The organism is Paralteromonas sediminis (genome assembly GCF_003820355.1).
GTDB lineage: Bacteria > Pseudomonadota > Gammaproteobacteria > Enterobacterales > Alteromonadaceae > Alteromonas_F > Alteromonas_F sediminis.
The window spans coordinates 404,331-423,856 of record NZ_RPOK01000004.1 but is presented as its reverse complement, the minus strand read 5'-3'; the positions used below and the strand labels follow the sequence as shown (position 1 = coordinate 423,856).

At 45.7% G+C, this 19,526-nt stretch carries 13 protein-coding genes; 3 read left to right on the top strand and 10 right to left on the bottom strand.

Going from position 1 to position 19,526, the window contains the following annotated elements:
• Positions 1 to 79 precede the first annotated feature (79 nt).
• From DRW07_RS13960 to DRW07_RS13915, 10 genes are all read right to left on the bottom strand, one after another.
• On the bottom strand, positions 80 to 4,639 hold the full coding sequence (locus DRW07_RS13960) for an EAL domain-containing protein (protein ID WP_165870511.1): 4,560 nt from the start codon (positions 4,637 to 4,639) through the stop codon (positions 80 to 82).
• Between the two features lie 194 nt (positions 4,640 to 4,833).
• The gene (locus tag DRW07_RS13955) at positions 4,834 to 5,571 is read right to left on the bottom strand and encodes a hypothetical protein (protein WP_240630640.1); all 738 of its coding nucleotides are present in this window, start codon (positions 5,569 to 5,571) and stop codon (positions 4,834 to 4,836) included.
• Positions 5,572 to 5,590: 19 nt separating this feature from the next.
• On the bottom strand, positions 5,591 to 6,427 hold the full coding sequence (locus DRW07_RS13950) for a cation diffusion facilitator family transporter (RefSeq protein ID WP_124028541.1): 837 nt from the start codon (positions 6,425 to 6,427) through the stop codon (positions 5,591 to 5,593).
• A 64-nt stretch (positions 6,428 to 6,491) separates the two neighbouring features.
• The gene (locus DRW07_RS13945) at positions 6,492 to 8,567 is read right to left on the bottom strand and encodes a S9 family peptidase (RefSeq protein WP_124028540.1); all 2,076 of its coding nucleotides are present in this window, start codon (positions 8,565 to 8,567) and stop codon (positions 6,492 to 6,494) included.
• 70 nt (positions 8,568 to 8,637) lie between these two features.
• Positions 8,638 to 9,945 (bottom strand): sensor histidine kinase, encoded by a 1,308-nt coding sequence (locus tag DRW07_RS13940; protein ID WP_124028539.1) that lies wholly within the window; start codon positions 9,943 to 9,945, stop codon positions 8,638 to 8,640.
• A complete protein-coding gene (locus DRW07_RS13935) occupies positions 9,942 to 11,276 on the bottom strand; it encodes a sigma-54-dependent transcriptional regulator (protein WP_124028538.1) in 1,335 nt (444 codons plus the stop codon). The genes DRW07_RS13940 and DRW07_RS13935 overlap by 4 nt, the downstream gene beginning before the upstream one ends.
• 71 nt (positions 11,277 to 11,347) lie before the next feature.
• Positions 11,348 to 12,559 (bottom strand): ABC transporter permease, encoded by a 1,212-nt coding sequence (locus DRW07_RS13930; protein WP_124028537.1) that lies wholly within the window; start codon positions 12,557 to 12,559, stop codon positions 11,348 to 11,350.
• Positions 12,560 to 12,569: 10 nt separating this feature from the next.
• Positions 12,570 to 13,883 carry an ABC transporter permease gene (locus tag DRW07_RS13925; protein ID WP_124028536.1) on the bottom strand — a complete coding sequence of 438 codons (1,314 nt, stop codon included), beginning with the start codon at positions 13,881 to 13,883 and terminating at the stop codon, positions 12,570 to 12,572.
• Between the two features lie 2 nt (positions 13,884 to 13,885).
• Positions 13,886 to 14,596: an ABC transporter ATP-binding protein gene (locus DRW07_RS13920; RefSeq protein ID WP_124028535.1), complete on the bottom strand. Its 711-nt coding sequence runs from the start codon at positions 14,594 to 14,596 to the stop codon at positions 13,886 to 13,888.
• Positions 14,597 to 14,612: 16 nt separating this feature from the next.
• Positions 14,613 to 15,869, bottom strand: a complete 1,257-nt coding sequence (locus tag DRW07_RS13915; RefSeq protein WP_124028751.1) for an efflux RND transporter periplasmic adaptor subunit — start codon at positions 15,867 to 15,869, stop codon at positions 14,613 to 14,615.
• 413 nt (positions 15,870 to 16,282) lie between these two features.
• On the opposite strand from DRW07_RS13915, the gene DRW07_RS13910 reads away from it, so the two are divergent.
• The 3 genes from DRW07_RS13910 (at position 16,283) to DRW07_RS13900 (ending at position 19,522) form a co-directional block, all read left to right on the top strand.
• Positions 16,283 to 17,467: an anhydro-N-acetylmuramic acid kinase gene (locus DRW07_RS13910; RefSeq protein WP_124028534.1), complete on the top strand. Its 1,185-nt coding sequence runs from the start codon at positions 16,283 to 16,285 to the stop codon at positions 17,465 to 17,467.
• A 14-nt stretch (positions 17,468 to 17,481) separates the two neighbouring features.
• Positions 17,482 to 18,351, top strand: a complete 870-nt coding sequence (locus DRW07_RS13905) for an alpha/beta fold hydrolase (protein WP_124028533.1) — start codon at positions 17,482 to 17,484, stop codon at positions 18,349 to 18,351.
• 103 nt (positions 18,352 to 18,454) lie between these two features.
• Positions 18,455 to 19,522: a phosphotransferase family protein gene (locus DRW07_RS13900; RefSeq protein WP_240630638.1), complete on the top strand. Its 1,068-nt coding sequence runs from the start codon at positions 18,455 to 18,457 to the stop codon at positions 19,520 to 19,522.
• Positions 19,523 to 19,526 lie beyond the last annotated feature (4 nt).

Genomic DNA, 19,526 nt, shown 5'->3' with positions numbered 1-19,526 from the left:
CCCGTTAAACGGCGCTTTTATACACATTGGTTAAGTGTCATTGTAAATCATTAAAAAATGAGGGCTTACCACAAACGCCTTATTCTTGTTCGAGTTTCATTTGCCCAATGCGGTCTAGTGTATTGCTGATATCAGATTCAGGTACAGGTTTAGAAAAATAATAACCTTGAAGGTATTCACAGCCATGTTTCTGAAAGAATGCAATTTGTTCTCTCGTTTCAATCCCTTCAGCCACACAGACTAAATTTAAGCTTTCAGCCATGCGCAATGTAGCCAGAATAATGGCTTCATTGCCCGTGTTCAGGCCGATATCTTTCACAAAACTGCGGTCAATCTTAAGGATGTCGAGCGGGAAATCTTTTAAGTATTTAAGCGATGAATAACCGGTCCCAAAGTCGTCAAGTGCAATCAAAAATCCCATTTCCTTGAGACTAGACATAGAGCGCATGGCACTTTCATAATCAGACATAAGGGCGCTTTCTGTAATCTCAAAACGAATACATTGTGTAGAAATGTTGTGCGTGTCTAGAAGTGCAATTAGGGCGTTAAAGTTAGTATCTTTGTTAAAGTGCCTGGCACTGAGATTTATCGACAGGTATGGTTGCTTGTCCAGTGATTTAAAGTGGGTCAGTAAAGGTAAAGCCTGCTCGATAGCCGTCAGTGTCATGCTCTCTATTAAGCCAATATCTTCAGCCACAGGAATAAATACGTCTGGCGGGATCATCCCGTTATCTGCGGGCCAGCGCATCAGCATTTCAAAGCCCTCAACCTCAAAAGTAGCGCAGTTTACAATGGGTTGATAGTAACTAATAAATTCCCGCTTGGTATGGGCCTGCTTCACCTTATTCTCAAGCTGCATTTTTTCCTGAACCTGCTTGTTCATGTGGGTAGTAAAATATTGAGAATTACTACTACCCATCGCTTTGGCGTGATACATGGCAATATCCGCATTTTTCAGCAGCTCTGTCGGGGTAAGTGCATCTTCCGGGTAAAGTGCAATGCCGATACTGGCCGATACACTGACCACTTGATTTACCAGTACAATATTTTGTTCTAATGCGGCGATAATGTCTGTTGCCAAATGACTTAGCGCATTGACATCATCTACGTGTTCAATCATGACTACAAACTCATCACCCCCTAATCGAGCGACAGTGTCAGATTGGCGCACTTTGCCTTTTAAGCGTTTTGCGACGATTTTTAAGAGTTCATCTCCGGCGTCATGGCCGAGACTGTCATTTACTTGTTTGAAACGGTCAAGGTCAATGAAAAACAGCCCGATATTCATCTTGTCCCGTCTCGCCTGATCGACAGCGTGTTGGATTCGGTCGAGTAAAAGTGAACGGTTAGGCAATCCGGTGAGGTTGTCATAATTGGCCAGTTGAATTAAGGCGGATTGTGCTTCTTTTTGCTGGCTAATATCAGAAAGAATAAGCAGATAACGGTCAATTTCATTTATATTCTGAGGCGTACCTACCGCAGTTATACTAACGGCAACCGTATAAGCCTTATTGTTCAAGCCTTCTACTGTTGCTTCGCCGTCCCAGTATTCATTGGCTTTGAGCATTCGCATTTTGTGCCAGACATTGGCAAGTTCTGCACGTTGGCTGCTGAGGATTTTAGAAAGTTGCTGCGTCATATCCCGAGAAGTATTAATACCCAGTGCATCGATAAACGCCTGGTTGGCTACTATGGGATGAAACTTACTGTCATAAATCACCACCCAGTCTTTGGTGTGCTGGAAGGCTTCACCAAACAGCAAAGCTTTTGACTGAGTATTAATTGATTCCGTGATATTAGAGTAGGTACCTACCAGTTTTTTCACACCGGGCGAGGAGACGCTGCGTACTAATGCGCCTACATCCCGATACCATTCATAATGCCCTTCTTTTGCTTTTAAGCGGTAGGTGATGTCTAACCCTTTCCCGTCATCCTTGATGGCTTCGTTCCATTGGCGTTGGTAGGCCGCTTTGTCCTGTTCGTGAATAAGGTCGACGTGTACAGAGTGCACTGGTGCGTGCTCACCCTCGTCATAACCGAGATCTGTCACAATACGCGCCTGTAGTATTTCATCAGTATCATCTCGCCACTCCCATACCCGTGTGTTACTGGCTTTGAGTGCCATAGACAAACGGTTTTCACTTTTCACTGTTTCCAGGTGGGCAGCTTTTAATTTGTCATTGTGTAGTTGACGACGTCGCAGTGCAAAGCCGGTAAGTACTATCACGATAATAGCGTATATGGCGTAAGCAGTGGGCGAACCAAATGGTGGGTGGTCAACACGAATATATAGTACTGACTCAGGGCCTGTGGTATCAGAACCAATATCATAGGCGCTCACGGCAAACTCGTAGTTACCAGGTTCAAGTTGGGGGAACACCACCTCTGTCGTTCTGGTAGGTGGGTAATCCAAACTCACTTTCCCTCTTAATGCATATTTAAAATAGGTGGCCTGACTGTGTGCAAGTTGCATATCTGAATAATGCAAGGTGAGGCCGATATCATTGTGTTCAAGTTCTACAGACAAACCGTTTTTAATCCCAATCCCCAGAGGCAGAGATTGAGAAATTAACTTTGCATCGGTAATGTTCACGGGAGGGGGCGCGATATTTTTTTGTCCGAGTTCATTGGGATCGAACAGGGTAAATCCTTTGGTTGAACCCAGTACAAAATTACCATCACTTAACGTATTTTCCGCATTCCAATTGAACTCATTAGAAGCCAGACCATCTCGAACTGTATATTGAATAAGGCGGAGAGACTGAGGATACAGCTTGAGTAATCCGTTGTGACTGCCCATCCAAATGTTGCCGTCTTCATCGCTTTTTAGACTAAATACAATATTGGTTGGGAGTAAATTGGTGGTATCAAAAAAGTGCTTTTCTTCTAGCGTCTCAGCGTCCAAGCCATACAACCCATGACCAGGGTAGCTAATCCACAAGGTACCATAACGATCTAGCAGTGCATCTGTGGGTTGAATCGTGTACTCAGCTTGAGATTTTCGCGCCTGATGCAGCTTGGTTAACTTATTCTCGGCGAGGTGATAGCGCCATAACTCACCATTCATGGAAATGAGAACCGATTCTTGACTGCCATTATAGTCTGGCAAGAAGGTATAAAACTTCGACACATCAAGCGAGGCATTTAATACCTCGTCTGAGCTTAATGTCGCTGTATTTTCATCGAGTTTCCAAAAGGCCTGTTTCGAATACAACAGCGACTTTTTATCGCCTAGCGGCAATATGTCAAACGCTTCCTTATGACTGACAATGTCGTTAACGGATACTGGCAGATTAAGTGGCACTACACGTTTGTTTATTGGATCAAACTTGACTATTCCCTCACCCGTTACAAGCCAAACAAGCCCCTTTTCAGCAGGACGTATAATGGCAATTGTGCCGGAGGTGTAAAAGGCTTTTCTGTCTGGATTAACAAGAAACTGCTCAACATCTCCCGTTTCTCGGTTGTAGAGGTTTAAACCGTTATTGGTGCCCACCCATAGATGGGTATCATCTTGTTCATAGAATGAATAAACTAGGTTGTCGCTTAACTTGGATGTATCCGAGCCATCGCCATACACATTAGTGAATTTTGTAGACTGGGGCGACCAACGGAGCAACCCTGATGTGCGGGTTGACAGCCACAAATAATTATTGGGCGTGAGGACAATTTCACTCAAATCATCATCGCTAATTAAAAGCCGTGAATCAGAAGGCCGAAACAGATGTTCCAGTTGACCCGATGAAGCATCTACAATAAACAGTCCTTGGTCCGTGGCCATGTAGTATCGTGAGTTTTCTATGAATTTAAGATCCCAAATATTGAGCAAACCAACAAGTGTGTGGGCCATTGGTGTAGGGCCTTCGTCTCTAGAAAAGGCCATAATTTCGGCTAAGTTAAAGCGATATAAACCTTCAACAGTACCCAATAAAAAGTGATCATTTTGGTCAATAACGATGAGTTTAGTGTTTACCTTGTCAGGACCATAATTTTGCTCTTGCAAATGCGCTACCCGCTTCACGTTACTAGAAGCAAGATGCTTGGTAAATAACCCTTCAGTGGTAGCAATAAAGAGTACATCTTCATGCACCTTGATAAAGCGAATAACGTTTTGATCGGTCACGGCGTATTCGGGAGAGAGTAAATCAAACACAGTCGTCCACTTAAGTGTGTCGAGATTAAGCTCAATGAGTACCTGATCCAGCGCAATATAAATCGTATTGTCAGAGGCTACAGTATAATGGGAAGCAAATTGATACCAGTTGGGATCAGACTGATAGGGTATAGCAAGCACTCGCTGTGTGTCTCCGGTATCCCGAGAGACTCTATAAATACCACTGCTTAACGTACTAACCCATAAGTCACCCCGTTGGTCTTCAAAAAGGGAGTAAATGCCGTCATCTGCAAATTCGTTATTGGGACCAAGGAAGTGCTTACTGTGAAATCCGTCGTATCGGTTGAGTCCGGCGTCAGTGGCTACCCATAGAAAACCCTCGGAATCGAGTAATACATCATTGACTGTATCCTGAGTCAGTCCATTCTCTGTAGACAGCTGGAAAAAGCGAGGCTCATTTAACAAAGGCGAAGCGTTGGCAAGAGTACCAAAAACAAAGAGCAGCAAACCAACGATGGCAGCCATGCGTGTGCCGCTACTGCGCCAGCAACAAGGTATCAATAACAAAGGCTTAGTAAAGCGTAACATCAATAATTCGCATACTATGAGTCAATAGTCTTTCTCTAATGTAGTACAGTGTAAGAACAGAAGTTATTCAAATTTAGTTTTTTATGATTACCAATGTTTGCAGTGTATGCAATATCCGCGATGGTATTACTTTAAAAGTCGGACTTTCCGGGGGCACGACTGACATCTGCAACGGGCAGGCCTAAGGCATTGGCTTTGACCGTATCGATGGAGTCAAACTGAATTTTGCACTCTGCTTCTATCATAGCTAACCAGGCACGGCGCAATTTTTCGGGTTGTTTACCCTGCCAAAACTGTTGCGTTTTTTTGATGTAGGTAACCACAGGTGTTACGTGCCCGTCTTTGTATAGTTGCCGGATTAGACTGAGATCGGGGCCAAATGCGCTGAGTAAGGGGGACGCTTTGATATCGATAGCGGCCAGTAGTGCCTCAAATGCCTTCGTCAGGTCGCCTTGACGATATGCAATCCAAGCACGAGCAATACCTACATTGTGTGTTTCACTGCTGAAACCGTCGTATACGTCTCCGGCTATTTGCTGCGAAGTACTTAACGTATCTGCATATTCAAACACGCGCGCTATTTTTAATTTTACCGTAGCAATAGGTTCAAATTGCGCACTGTATTTTATATGCCTGCTAAGATCTGCGATGATTTTGTAGGGATTGTCATTTGCTGAAGCACTTAAGGTGTAATCACGTAATGTGCTGCCGAGCCGTCGTTGGTCTCGCGCTTCAATGTCAGCCAGCCGCTTTTCAATATATTGATGATAGGCAGGATCTTCGCATCCCTGGGCGTAGTAAGCATAAACATTATTGCCAGTGACATTGCCAAGCAATACTAAAATGCCGATGACATGCTTCATCCTCATGGCATTACCTCATATCCAATTACTCATGAGGTTCTATATGCACAAGGACATCAACAAGATCGAAGCATGCAATAAGTGTTGCTTCGAGTTCATTGGCAATGTCATGTGACGCTTTAGTGCTTAATTGTGCATCTACTTCAACGCTGATATCCACTGCCGTTCCTTTACCGGTTGAGCGTGAACGAACCTGTCCCACTGCCTTCACACCAGGTACCCCAAGAGCGACTTTACTCAATGAGGCTTCATTGACCATGGCTTGATCAACCAGCACCGGGATTGCCTGTTTGAAGAGCCCATAGGCCATATACAATACAATGGCAACGATCACCAGAGCAACGGCTTTATCTAACCAGGCTACATGCAACAATGCGGCTTGCCAACCGACTATTGCAGCGACGGTTGTGAGTGTATCTGCGAAGGTGTGTTTGGCGTCTGCCAGCAATAACATTGCGTTGAGTTTCTTTCCCCAATACCGTTCAAAAAGACTGACTGCAAAGCTGGCCACCATGCTACCGATAATTACGATGAGGCCGAGTGTGCTCTGGGTCGGTGGTTCCTGCACCCTGAATATCACATTAATGATTAATTCTACCGCAACCACGCAAAGTAACAGGGCCAATACAAAAATCCCCAGATACTCAAATTTTCTGTGCCCATAGGGATGTGAGGAATCAGCAGGTTTTCTTGCAACGCGATGCAAGAGATAAGTGATCAGATTATTAACAAGATCGGTTATTGAATGAAATGCATCTGCCAGCAGGGCCATTGATCCTGTGGAAACACCCACAGTGGCCTTGGCAACAGTGACCATTAAGTTAACTGCCCCCTCTATCAGGAGCACCTTGCCTACATTCATGAGAGCCAAACCGTTGGAATTTGACTCTCATGGTGCTACAGCTTATTGAAAAAGTGAAGCCAGCTTAGTCGGTTGATTTATACTTCTCAAACCAAGCCAGTATATTCTCAATTTTGCCAATCATCCGCGATGGTCTTGCGGCAATACCATGTGAAGAACCCGGCACTTTCACCAAAACCGTATCTACTTTGCGCAATTTTAATGCCTGATAATATTGTTCCGTTTCTGACATGGGCGTGCGTTTATCTTCAATACCGGTTAACAGCATGGTCGGTGTGGTAACATTACCTACCAAAGAGAGTGGCGAGCGCTCCCAATAGTGAGCCATCTCTTCCCAAGGCATACCGGGAAACTGATATGGAATCTGATAGAGACCGCTGTCAGCTGTGAGCACCTTAGATACCCAGTTAATCACGGGCTTTGCGACGACTGCGGCTTTAAACCTGTCGGTCAGTCCAATGGCGTAAGCGGTAGCAATACCACCCGCTGACCCTCCGGTAATAAACAACTGATCTGGGTCTACCAAGCCTTTTTCGATAAGCGCATCTACACCTGACATGTGGTCAGCAAAATCATATTTTGACGAATACTTGTTTTGCAACAATAGCGCAAATCGTTCGCCATATCCTGTGCTACCCCTGTGATTGTTGTAAAACACAATGTAACCTTCGGCTGCCATTCGTTGTAATTCGGCAGTAAATACAGGGCCATAGGCTAAGTGCGGGCCACCGTGAATTTCCAGAATAAGCGGGTACTTTTTACTGGCATCATAGTCGGGTGGAAGAATATACCAGCCTTGAATTTCTTCACCATCAATGGAAGACGAATAGACAATCTCTCTAACTTCGCCCAAAGATTTGTGACCAAACACATCTTCGTTGAGCGCCGTTACCTGCATTTCACTGCTATTGCCGCGTTTTATAAATAAATCTGCCGGCCTATCCGTGCGGCCTTTGGTGTAAGCAAGAATGCCTTTGCCATAGTCATAGGTGCCGCTGGTGTAAGGACGCCCTAGCGAAACACCACTTAGACCGTCAACTTGTTTTTCATGCTTGCCACGCAACGAAACATAGTCAATTTGGGTCACGCCACGTACCATTTGCTGATAATACAGGCCGCTATTTTCTTTCCATTGAACATTAGACACAGAGTTATCTATATCGGCAGTGAGGTTTCTGTCGTTGCTGCCATCTATGTTCATTACATGAAGATAGCGGTTTCGATACGCCAGTTTTTTATCGTCCCGTTTTGTGTAAGCAATATATTGCCCATTGGGCGAGACTACAGGCGCACTCTCGCTGCCTGGCGCACGGGTAATTTGGGTGATGTTACCCGCCATATCCACCGAAAAAATATCAGATTCACCGGGTTCATATTCCCAGTTATCTGTGCGATTGGCTGAAAAATAAATATGTGTACTGTCCGCTGAAAAGCTTAAACTGCCGCGGTGATGGTAGTTTCCACTCGTTACTTGCCTAGCTGTTCCGCCTTCTGCAGGTACAATGAAAATATGCGTATAGGCAGGTTCCAATACGCCTCTGCCATCAGCCATATAACGCGCTTTGGTAATGTATTGAAAGTCTTCCGACCAATTTGCACCTTTTGGCTTTTTGGGTTTATGTACCTTTAGCGGGGACTCTTTGGCATCCACGCTCATTGTAAAGGCAATGACTTTTCCGTCAGGCGACCAGGTAATGGAAGAGGGCGAAGACTGAACATTGGTTACTAGCGCTGTTTGCCCAGTATCCATCCAACGCACATAAAGTTGGGTTTTGCCCTCTTGGTTGGAAAGATATGCAAGTTTCTTACCGTCGGGCGACCAGCGTGGAGAGTAAAAGTTTTTACTGGACGATAGTAAAGGGCGGTGATCACCGGATTCCGTCTCAACAATCCACAAACTCGAACGAGAGCTGTCCGACATAATGTCATTGGAACGACGAACGTAGACAACATGGTTGCCATCGGGCGACACCTGAGGGCTAGTGGCCACTTCCAATTGAAAGATATCTTCAGGTTGAAACAAGTGCGAGGCGCTTGTGGGCTCTGCACTTACAGTGCTGGCCTGAAAGAGTAACAAACCTGATAGGACGAGTTTTATTGTCTTGTATTTACCTACCTTGCTCAGTCGTGATTGTTGCATGATTTTCCTGCTTTTGTCGTTGTCATTGTTAACACTTGTACTGGCTGAATATCAGATTAGATTTGAATGCCTAAACATGATGAATTCTAGGAAGGGTGACGCGAACGTTAAGGCCTCCCTGTGGACGATTTTGTAGCGCAATATTTCCATGATGAGCATCTGCAATTTCCCTGCATAATGCGAGTCCGAGCCCACTACCAGAAGTCTTCGTCGAATAAAAAGGGATTAACGCGTTACTCATGACCGTTTCCGACATACCCTTACCCCTATCTGATACGTCAATGTGCACGGCTGTCTTGTCCGCGCTAACGTCGAGCTGGATATCCTTGGTGTTTGAGTCTGATTCGTGTGCGTTTTTCAATAGATTAATTAAAAGTTGCTCAAGTTGAACTGGGTCTGCCTGAAGCTCACAACCTGCCTGTAAAGTATGATGAAACTCCCATTGTTGATGTAAACCCTCAAGCAAGGTTTCCCAGTTGATAGGCGAAGGCTGCGGTGAGGGGAGTTTGGCAAACTTTCCGTACCCTTGAACAAATTGATTGAGATGGTCGATACGCTCTTCAATCGTTTTAAACACTCTGACCATTCGTGTATCGTCGAGTTGATTGCTAATTAGCTTGCCACTGTGCAACATCGAAGAGATTGGGCCAAGCGAGTTGTTCAGTTCATGACTGATTAAGCGGATGACTTTTTTCCACACCGCTACTTCCTGACGGCTGAGCTCACGTGTCATTTGTTTGAGTATAAACAGAGTATGATTTTGATTGTTTAACAAAAACGAGCCTGAGGTGATGTGCCAGGTTTCACTCTCGCAATCTGTCTTGGATATACTAAACAAGCCGGTTCGCTTGTCATTGATAACGTCTCTGGCCGCAGGTGGTACTTTACCTAACAATGCGTCTAGCCGTTCACCTTCAAGTCGTGTGGTAGCGTTGAAAAATGTGCGCGCAGCTAGGTTACTAAACACCACATGGCCTTGGTCATTGGCTAGTAGCAATACATCTGGCGAACTTTGCAATACCTTGTCTAACATAAGCTCGCGCTGATTTAATGAGTGTTTTTCCTGACGAAGCTGTGCGGCTGTAACATTATATAGGGAGCACAGTTCACCGATTTCGTCTTCTTCAGAATAAGCCAGCGACGATGAAAATTCGCCATCCTTAAAATTTTGCAAACCTACGTGCAAAGACTGCATACCTTGTTTTAAAGTTTTCGTGGCCAAAGCGGTGAGCAGGCTGGCGAACAATAAAACGCTAATTAGCAGGAGCGATTTGTGTAGCCACGGCCAGTCAGTGTAAAAAAACACGGGCAATAAGCTAAGAAGCGTACAGCTTAGGACAATGGCATAAATGCGTGTAATGACAGATGTCAGTTTCAATACTCAATTCCGTATTTATTTAGGCGTCGATATAGCGCTTGACGAGACAGGCCAAACTGTTTGGCGACACGAGCTATCACGCCTTGATGGGCATTGAGCGCTTCAAGCAGCTGCGCTTTTGAAGGTTCTTGCGTATGAGACGGCAAACTTACTGCATCCGTCTTTGCTGTCAGACCGAAATCCTCAGCCTCCAGTTCTCCTTCTGGCTTAAGTACTGCCACGCGTTTACAAGAATTTTCCAGCTCGCGAACATTGCCAGGCCAGAGGTGATTGGTTAATGCGCGCTCTGCAGACAAACTCAGGCTGCGATTAGGTAAAAAGTATTCAATGAGTGGTAAAATATCGTCGGTTCGTGCTGCCAGTGGAGGAATATTCAGCTCAATTACATTGATACGGTAGTACAAATCTTCTCTGAAACGCCCTGCTTGGATATCCTGCTGTAAGTTTGCATTGGTGGCTGATAACACACGAACTTGTGTTTTTTGTGTTTTTACTGAACCTAATCGCTCAAATTCCCCTGTCTGCAAGACTCTGAGCAGTTTAATCTGACCAGACAAAGGAAGATTGCCAATTTCATCTAAAAATAACGTGCCACCATTTGCGGCTTCAAAACGACCCATTCTGGCTTTGTTTGCCCCAGTGTAAGCGCCTGCCTCGGCACCAAACAATTCAGCCTCAATTAAGTCCTGAGGTAATGCTCCTGCGTTCACTTTTACAAATGGTGCATGGTTTAAAGCAGACTGAGACTGAATGAGCTCGGCAATTTTTTCTTTACCGGAACCATTGGGGCCAGTAATTAAAACGGAAACGTCAGATTTAGCGACCTGAGCAGCCATATCAACAAGTCGCTGCATGGCAGTGCTTGCGTAGACTAGGCCAATTTTTCCTGCCGCATCGGCAACCGATTTGTATTCTTCCTGCTTTTTCAAAAGGTTAGCATTTTGCTGCTGGGCCTTACCTAGCGCAATGAGGTTTGTCACGCTATTGATAAGTTTATTGTCGTCCCAGGGTTTGGCGATATAATCAGCCGCCCCGGCTTTCACCAGTGTAATAGCCTGTTCTAGCTCGGTCCACGCAGTGATGAGAATAATAGGCAAGTGCGGATTAATATCGCGTAGCGCGTAAAACAGTGTCTGACCCTCTTCGCCAGACGTCGTGTCTGCACTGAAGTTCATGTCCTGAATGACCAACGAAATCCGCTGATAATTCACTGACTGAAGTGCCGCTTTCGGATCAGTTGCTGTGACTACGTCGAAACCGTGAATTTCAAGGAGCAACGATAAGGCTTCCAATACAGCCGGATTGTCATCTACCAGTAAAACCTTATCCATTATGCGTTTACGTGCTTACCTTAGGGATTAAAAAGATAGAGGGCGGGTATGCCCTCTATGCAATTTAACAGTTAAACAGTACGAGTGGCAATGCTGGGAGATATATTTGCCGCGCGTTTAGCAGGTACCACAACAGCTAACATGGTCATGGCAAATACTGCCAAAGCCGTGACGGCCACATAGCTGTTATCCAGTGCCGGGATGGAATACCACTGCATAAGCTGAGTGCCTAACAAGACGGCACTGATACTTCCAATGAACAAGCCGCCTAAACAAACCATGGCGTTTTCAACCAGGAAGTAGCGAATGATATCGGATTTTCTTGCACCCAGAGCCCGCCGAGTACCAATTTGTTTAGTGCGTTTGCTGATATTAAATTGGGTAAGGCCAAATATGCCTAATGCAGTTACTGACACTAACACGAGGATGATCACAATAAGCATGCGCATCATTAGAACATCAGAGGCGTCGTAATCCTGCTTAACCTGGTCGAGTGCTTCGATATTAATGATGACCCGTTTGTTATACGCGTCCAGCATGACATCTTCCATTTGTCTCATGATAGCCGCCCGCTCGCCCGCTTGTGTTCTCACCATGATATGTTGATACATACCAGGATTGATCATGGGCACTAAAATGGTGTTTTCAGGCGGTCTGGAGCTTCTCGGCCACGGACTTAGCATAGTGTCGACAATACCGATGATCTTAAGAGGCTTGTCACCGAAGTAGTAAAAGTTTTTGCCTAAGGCAGGCTCGTCAGGAAACATAGCCTCTGCAAAAGCCTTAGACACAATAGCCACATTAGGCGCATTTTCTATGGTGTTGGTTATCCTCACGTCTTCTGGAAGGAAATTGCGCCCCTCAATCAATTTAACGCCAAAAGTTTCAAGCGCGTGCTCATCGGCAAAGTAATAAGCCGCGTTGACCGATTCGCTCTCTTCTGGGCTGGGTTTCAATCTAAAGCTGCTCGATGAACCACTTCCTGATAGCGGCACGGCATTAGTGGTGACAGCATTGATCACGCCAGGAATATTCCTAAGCATCGCTTCGTCCAGTTCAAATTGTTGACTCAGTTCTCTGTCTTTACCAAAGGTTAGAACCGTAAAACGGAACAATTCGTCCTGAGGGAAACCCGTTTCCTTATTGAGATACTGCACGTGGTCATAAATAATAAACGATGCATTACTGACTACCGCTGTTGTGATGGCGATCTGGAGTAGCAGTAAAATGGCGCCCACTTTAGAGCGACACAGGGCGTTAAAAATTGGCTTAATTTCAAACATGGTGTAGCTCCTATTGACTCTTTAAATAAATAGCAGGGGTTGTACGACAGACTAACCATGCGGGATACAAGCCCGCGATAAAGCTTGCTAGCAAAGCAATGGTCGGTGCTGCCAAATACATGGTTATGTCCATTGTGGCCAAGTCACTGTAGTAGCCATAGGTCGTGCGGATCCCCCACAAACCCAGTTGAGCAATACCAATACCTATTAAACCACCTAGTAGGCCTAACATAGATACTTCTACAATGTGTTGATAAAACACTTGCCTCTTACTCGCTCCAAGGGCTCTGCGAACACCTACTTCAGGGGCTCGACGCAAAAACTTGGCCAGCAGCAAACCCAAAATATTGGCAACGCACACGATGAGAAACATGAAGCTAATCCCGACGAGGACTCTGTTATCTTCCGATACCACCTCGTTGTACTCCATCCACTCCACGACATTTCTAAGTCCAAATTCTAAATTTTCGCGGTTAAATCGGCCTTTAGCTTTTTGGTCCTGCATATAAGCCATAAGAAATTCACCGTACTCTTGCTTTTCTTCAGCAGTGTTGAGTTGCACCCAAAATTGGAGCCATAATTCCTCTGAATTCAATTTGTCTTGAAACGTATCAATGTTTTCCCGCTTCCAGCCGTTATTGTTACCCCATGAAGCTAACTCTTTAACGGCAGTGAGTGAAAAGGGGATAAAAAGGTTTTCCGGGTCGTTAAATGCGCCATTGTTCAAGTCATAATATTTAGTATGAATATCCCAATTGGCGATCACGCCTGAAACTCTGTAGCTGGTATCATCAAGGTAGATCTGCTTTCCAACAGAGTTTTGACCTGCAAAAAGCCTTTCATTAACTTCTGAGCTAATAATGACCACAGGCGAGGCGTCTCGTTGTTCAGTTTGGCTCCACGGCCCCCCATAAATGAATTGCAATTCGAACATGTCGAAGAAATCACGGTTAACAACACGTGCTGACTCTACAAAGGGTTTTACATCTGGAGAATTCATATGTACCGAGAAACCCGTCCGAAAAGAGGGTGTTTTCAACGCGGGTACGGGTGCATTTGCTAAGTTTTGTACATCTTGATAGGTCAATTGATAAGGTAAGTCATCTGGCGTGTTCCAGTTGCGTCCATCATCCAGCGTGTTGAGCTGTGGATGATGCAACTTATCACTTTTATGCGGGATCGGATCCATCGCCATCATGTGATAAACCGACAGGCTTGTCATGGTGATGCCAATGCCGACGGCAATTGCCAGTACCATTAAGATACTTATTAAGGGTGTACGCTTAAAACTGCGCCATCCCAAATCAATGTAATGAGCAAACATGCCTATGCCTCCATTGCCACAGCGTGTTCAGCTGCACCTTGATATAAGGTAAAGTCAGCCATCTGTCCGTCAACAATTTGGATGTTTCGAGGAGCGCGACGGGCCAATTCCGGGTCGTGTGTTACCATCACAATAGTGGCGCCGTCACGATTGATTTGTTCCAGCAGCTCCATGACCTGGCGAGCCATCAAACTGTCTAAGTTACCTGTAGGTTCATCAGCCAGAAGAAATCTGGGTTCTCCGGCAAGAGCTCGGGCAATGGCAACCCGCTGTTGTTGTCCACCTGATAATTGTTGCGGAAGGTGCTTAGCCCGACTGCCTAAGCCGACTTGCTCAAGGCAGCGTTCAATTCTGCGTTTGCGCTCGGCAGTTTTGATACCTCTGTAGCGCAAAGGCACTTCCACATTTTCATACAGGTTAAGGTCTGGGATAAGGTTAAATCCTTGGAAAATGAAACCAATTTTTTGGTTTCTCAAGTCTGCACGTTGATTGTCATTCAGGCCGCCAACGCGCACACCGTCTAGTTCGTATTCTCCATCGGTAAAGGTTTCCAGCATGCCAGCAATGTTTAGGAACGTCGTTTTGCCCGAGCCAGACGGCCCTGTAACCGCAATGAATTCCCCCTCATTGACCTCTAGACTAAAGTCGCGCAATGCGTGGGTTTGCACCATTTCAGTTTGATAGACTTTGTTTATTTTTTGCATTTTTAACATCTTTACGTTCCCTTTATTAGCGCAGCAATAGCGATGGCGCTTGGTTAAATTCTTCATAACTTGAAATCACGATTTGGTCGCCGGCTTCGAGGCCACTTAACACCTCTACTTCCCGCATGCTGGTGGCGCCTAGTTGAATATTGACGCGTTCAGCAACGTCACCATTGAGTTTGTAAGCGACGTGTCCACCGGCCTGTAAAAAACTACCGCGTCTTACCTTGAGCACGTTGGCTTTGTTTTCCAGTAAAATGCGCGCTGACAGCTGCTGGTTTTGTCTGAGGCCACTAATATTGTTGTCGTCAAAGCGAACACGGGTAATAACTTCACGATTTATGACCTCTGGAGATATGGCCGATACTGTACCCCTGCGCGTGGTTGCGCCCATGGTGATTTCCACTTGCATACCGATACCAATGTCATTGGCATAACTTTCCGCGACGTTTAATTCAGCTTCATAGGCGGTCAAATCAACCAGTGTCATCAGGGTATCGTTCTTCGCCACACGGGCTCTGGGCTGCACGTTAAGGCTGCCTACTACACCAGACACACTGGCCAGAATATGCAGATTTTTTACCTGGCGCTGTAACTCTTCAACGGTAAGCCGCTGCTGTTCGACAGTCTCCTTGGCGGACTGCAATTCAAAAGCCAGGGTGTCTTTCGCCAACGCCACTTCTTCAAAGGCATGCTTGTGCGTTAATTGTGCTCTGGCTAAGTCATCCACCGCTTTTTCGAAGTCAATTTGACTGATCAGGTGGTCTTTAATTGAAGCCTGAGCCCGTCGGTTTTCCCTCTCGGCGGCTTCTAAATCTACCCCTGCCAAATCAACTTGCTTGTTGAGTAACAGAGTTTGACGTCTGGCATCAAGCTCTTGTCGCGCCATTTCACCCTCCAGTCTGGCAAGCTCAGAACGCGCCTGCTTTAAGGTGTTGTTTAATTCTGGACTATCAACAATTGCGACAACTTGTCCCTGCTCAACCTGATCACCGGCTTTTACTTTAAGATCGACAAACCCCTCTTCCGGGCTATAAAGCTGGGGCGCATTGGCGGCGACTATCCGACCATTTGAAACGATGTCACGCACTAACTCACCTCTTTCAAGGGTGCCAATCTGAACACTCACGCGGTCGATGGAAATGTCTGCACTGGGGGCCGATAACATGGCATTAGCGGCAAATCCAATGGCTACCAGCGCTGTCACGGCCACGATCCATTTTTTGACGCGCTTTTTTGGTGAGGCGATAACCGTATCTTGTGCTTGTGTATCACGGATCATAAGACTTTCTCCTGTGCAGCATTCTCTGCCAGCACCACCATCACAGAGATGGCCAATATGGTGATAGGCGAAATCAAAAAGTAAGTCAGTGTCATAGTCGAACGTCCATTGTGTATTCTGTTGGTAGTGACTATGAGAATAGTGTGCCAATTTTTAACTTATTGATTTTTATATGGAATATTTTTTTTAGGTTTATAAATTGTGTCCGCGGACAGAAAAAGTGTCCGCTGCGGACACACGGTAAGCACAAACGGACGGCGACTGGCGCTAAAACTGAGGAGGTTGTTTGATGATGTTCAACATAACAATTCAACGCTTCAAAGGACGATGGTTGGATTTAAAATAGAGTCCTGATGTTTGCCTTGTGATATGGTTTGATGCCTCTTAGTAGACTTTTTACGAATGACTAAAAGATGTTGCAACATATTCAAAAGCTGGCAGTTATTGCTGAAAAGCCCGTTCGTCGTATTGTAGGCCTGATGAGTGGCACATCGCTGGATGGGCTGGACATAGCGCTCTGTGAAATCAGTGGTTCAGGTGCACAGACTACACTCAAGGTGACTGCCTTTTTAACCACGCCTTACAATGACCAGCAGAAGCAGTCTATCAAGCAGGTGTTTGCTAAAAAGCAGGTTGATTTACAAACATTATGTCTACTCAACGCCAGTATTGGTACTCTGCATGGCCATATGGTGCGAGATGCTCTTGAGCACTGGCAGATAAGTGCTGACTCTATCGATTTAGTCGCAAGTCACGGGCAAACGGTATTTCACGCGCCACGGTCATTTCATGGCATATGCGAACAGCCCAATGCGACACTGCAGCTAGGTGATGGCGACCATGTGGCTCGCGCCTGTGGGATCACCACCGTCTGTGATTTCAGGCAACGCCAAATAGCCGCAGGCGGCGAGGGTGCGCCTTTAGTGGTTTATGGTGACAACCTGTTATTTTCGTCGGAAACCGAAAACCGAATATTGCTCAACATTGGCGGTATTGCTAATTTTACCTATTTGCCGGCACACAGCGTTAAGGCTGCTCCTTATTGCACAGATGTTGGTCCTGGAAACACGTTATTAGATGCTTATTGCCAGCGTGCATTTAATCTGGACTACGACAAAGACGCCAAGTTGGCGAGTCGGGGCAAAGTTAATCGTCGACTGTTGGACGACTTAATGTCACATAGCTTTTTCCAGCAGGCATTTCCTAAAACAACTGGGCCAGAACTCTTTAACCTGGCGTTACTCGACGCCAAACAGGCAGCGTTGGGCTTACAAGGGGTTTCGCACGAGGATATATTGGCAACGTTAACACAATTCTCTGCTCACACTATATGCGATGCTATAAAGACCACAAAGGCTAATGCGGTGTATGTGAGCGGCGGTGGTGCGCTTAACCCGTTAATGATGGCAAAGATATCAGAGCAGCTACCCGGCATGAAAGTGGCAACAACTGACGCGTTAGGCATGGATGGCAATGCAAAAGAAGCGGCATTGTTTGCTCTATTAGCAAATGAATGTATTGCAGGTAATGCCAGTGCATCCCCAACCATCGCAGGTATGCCATTGACGAGTATGGGGAAAATTTGCTTTCCTGAGTAAAACCTTGGAGATACATGATGGATTTGGACAGTTGGAAACAGGGCAGTGAGTCTTTCACTTGGCACAATCACACACTGTTTGTTAAAGACAGTGGTGAGACCAATAAGCCGGTTCTGTTATGCATACATGGTTTCCCCACTGCCAGTATTGATTGGCAACCCCTCTGGCCTGCGCTGACCGCGCACTTTCGCTGTTTAACTTTAGACCTATTAGGGTTTGGCTTATCAGATAAACCCAAGCGACAAGCAATAACGCTGATGCAACAGGCTGACATCTGTGTTGGCCTGCTCCGTCAAAAGGCGATCAGCGAAGTACATTTGTTGTGTCACGACTATGGCGATACGGTTGGCCAGGAGCTGCTTGCCAGAGCCAGTGAGCAAACTGAGATCACCCTGCGTAGTTGCATTTTTTTAAACGGTGGGCTGTATCCGGGTGTGCATCGTCCTCGCTTTATCCAAAAACTCCTAATGAGTCCTATTGGGCCTCTGGTTGCTAAACTGACCTCTTATAAAAAATTTGCCGGTACACTGCAAAGTATCTGTACCCAACCCATCGATAACGCTGATCTGATGTTGTATTGGGACTTGATGACACGCGATGGGGGAAGAGCGGTGTTACCAGAATTGATTAAGTATATGCAGGAGCGAAAAGTGCATCGTTTGCGGTGGGGAAATGCGACGAATTGGCCCCCTTGCCCGGTTAAGCTGATCAATGGCGTTGATGATCCTATTTCTGGCAATCACCTTTGTGACGCGTACGAAACACGTGTAGCCAATGCTGAAGTAACGCGACTCGATAAGGTCGGTCATTACCCTCAAGTCGAAGCACCAGAGCGCGTACTGCATGCGGCAATGTCATTCTGGCAAGATAAAAACGTGTTGTAATGTGTGAATATAATTCAAAGTATATTTTGAAAGGTTTTTGTTTTATTCATAGTGTTATCTTGCATTAGAGTTACGTTAGGCCATGAAAGAGAGCAAATTTCTAGTGACAGACAATACACTTGATAAAGCCAGTCGCGTGAGAGACGGCGAAGCCCTGAATATTGACGCTGTGAACGCCTGGCTTCAGCAGCAGGGGATAACTCATACTGGCTTACCTGAAGTGACCCAGTACACAGGGGGAGCCTCTAACTGGACTTATTGTCTTACTTATCCTGACAGTGAGTACATACTTCGGCGCGCACCTGCCGGCACAAAAGCCAAAGGTGCACATAATATGGAGCGAGAATACCAGCTCCAAAAAGCCCTTAAGCCAGTTTATCCTTATGTACCTGATATGTTTGCTTTTTGTGATGACCCAGACGTTATCGGTACTGACTTCTACGTCATGGAAAAGCTGACGGGCATTATTCCTCGTAAGAATTTACCTCGCGGTTTAACCATTACCCCAGCACAAACACACACACTTTGCCACAATGTGCTGGACTGCATGATTGAGTTACATGAGGTGGATGTAGAAGCTGCCGGACTAACACATTTAGGCAAAGGAGCGGGTTACATTGAACGGCAAATTGAAGGTTGGAATAAACGGTATGTGAATGCGAGAACCTGGAATGTGCCTAAAGCCAAGAAAATCCGAACCTGGTTAGAAAACAATATGCCCGACAAAGAACACATATGTTTGACGCATAATGATTTTCGTTTTGACAATGTGGTGTTAGCACAGGATGACCCCACTACCGTTATTGGCGTATTAGATTGGGAACTAGCCACATTAGGCGATCCTCTGATGGACCTGGGCAATACGCTGGCATACTGGATCGAAGCTGATGACGACTTTTTTGCACAAAAGATCCGTCGTCAGCCCACTCATCTGCCGGGTATTTTGACCCGTGAGCAGGTTATAGATTATTACTGTGAGAAACGCCAAATAGCGCGTGTAGACTTTACCTTTTATGAGGTGTACGGATTGTTTCGTTTAGCCGGTATTGTGCAGCAGATCTATTACCGCTATCACCACAAACAAACTAACAACCCTGCGTTCAAAGATTTTTGGTTGTTCGTTCACTATTTGTTGTGGCGATGCAATAAAGCCATCAAACGCAAGCGTTAGTGCA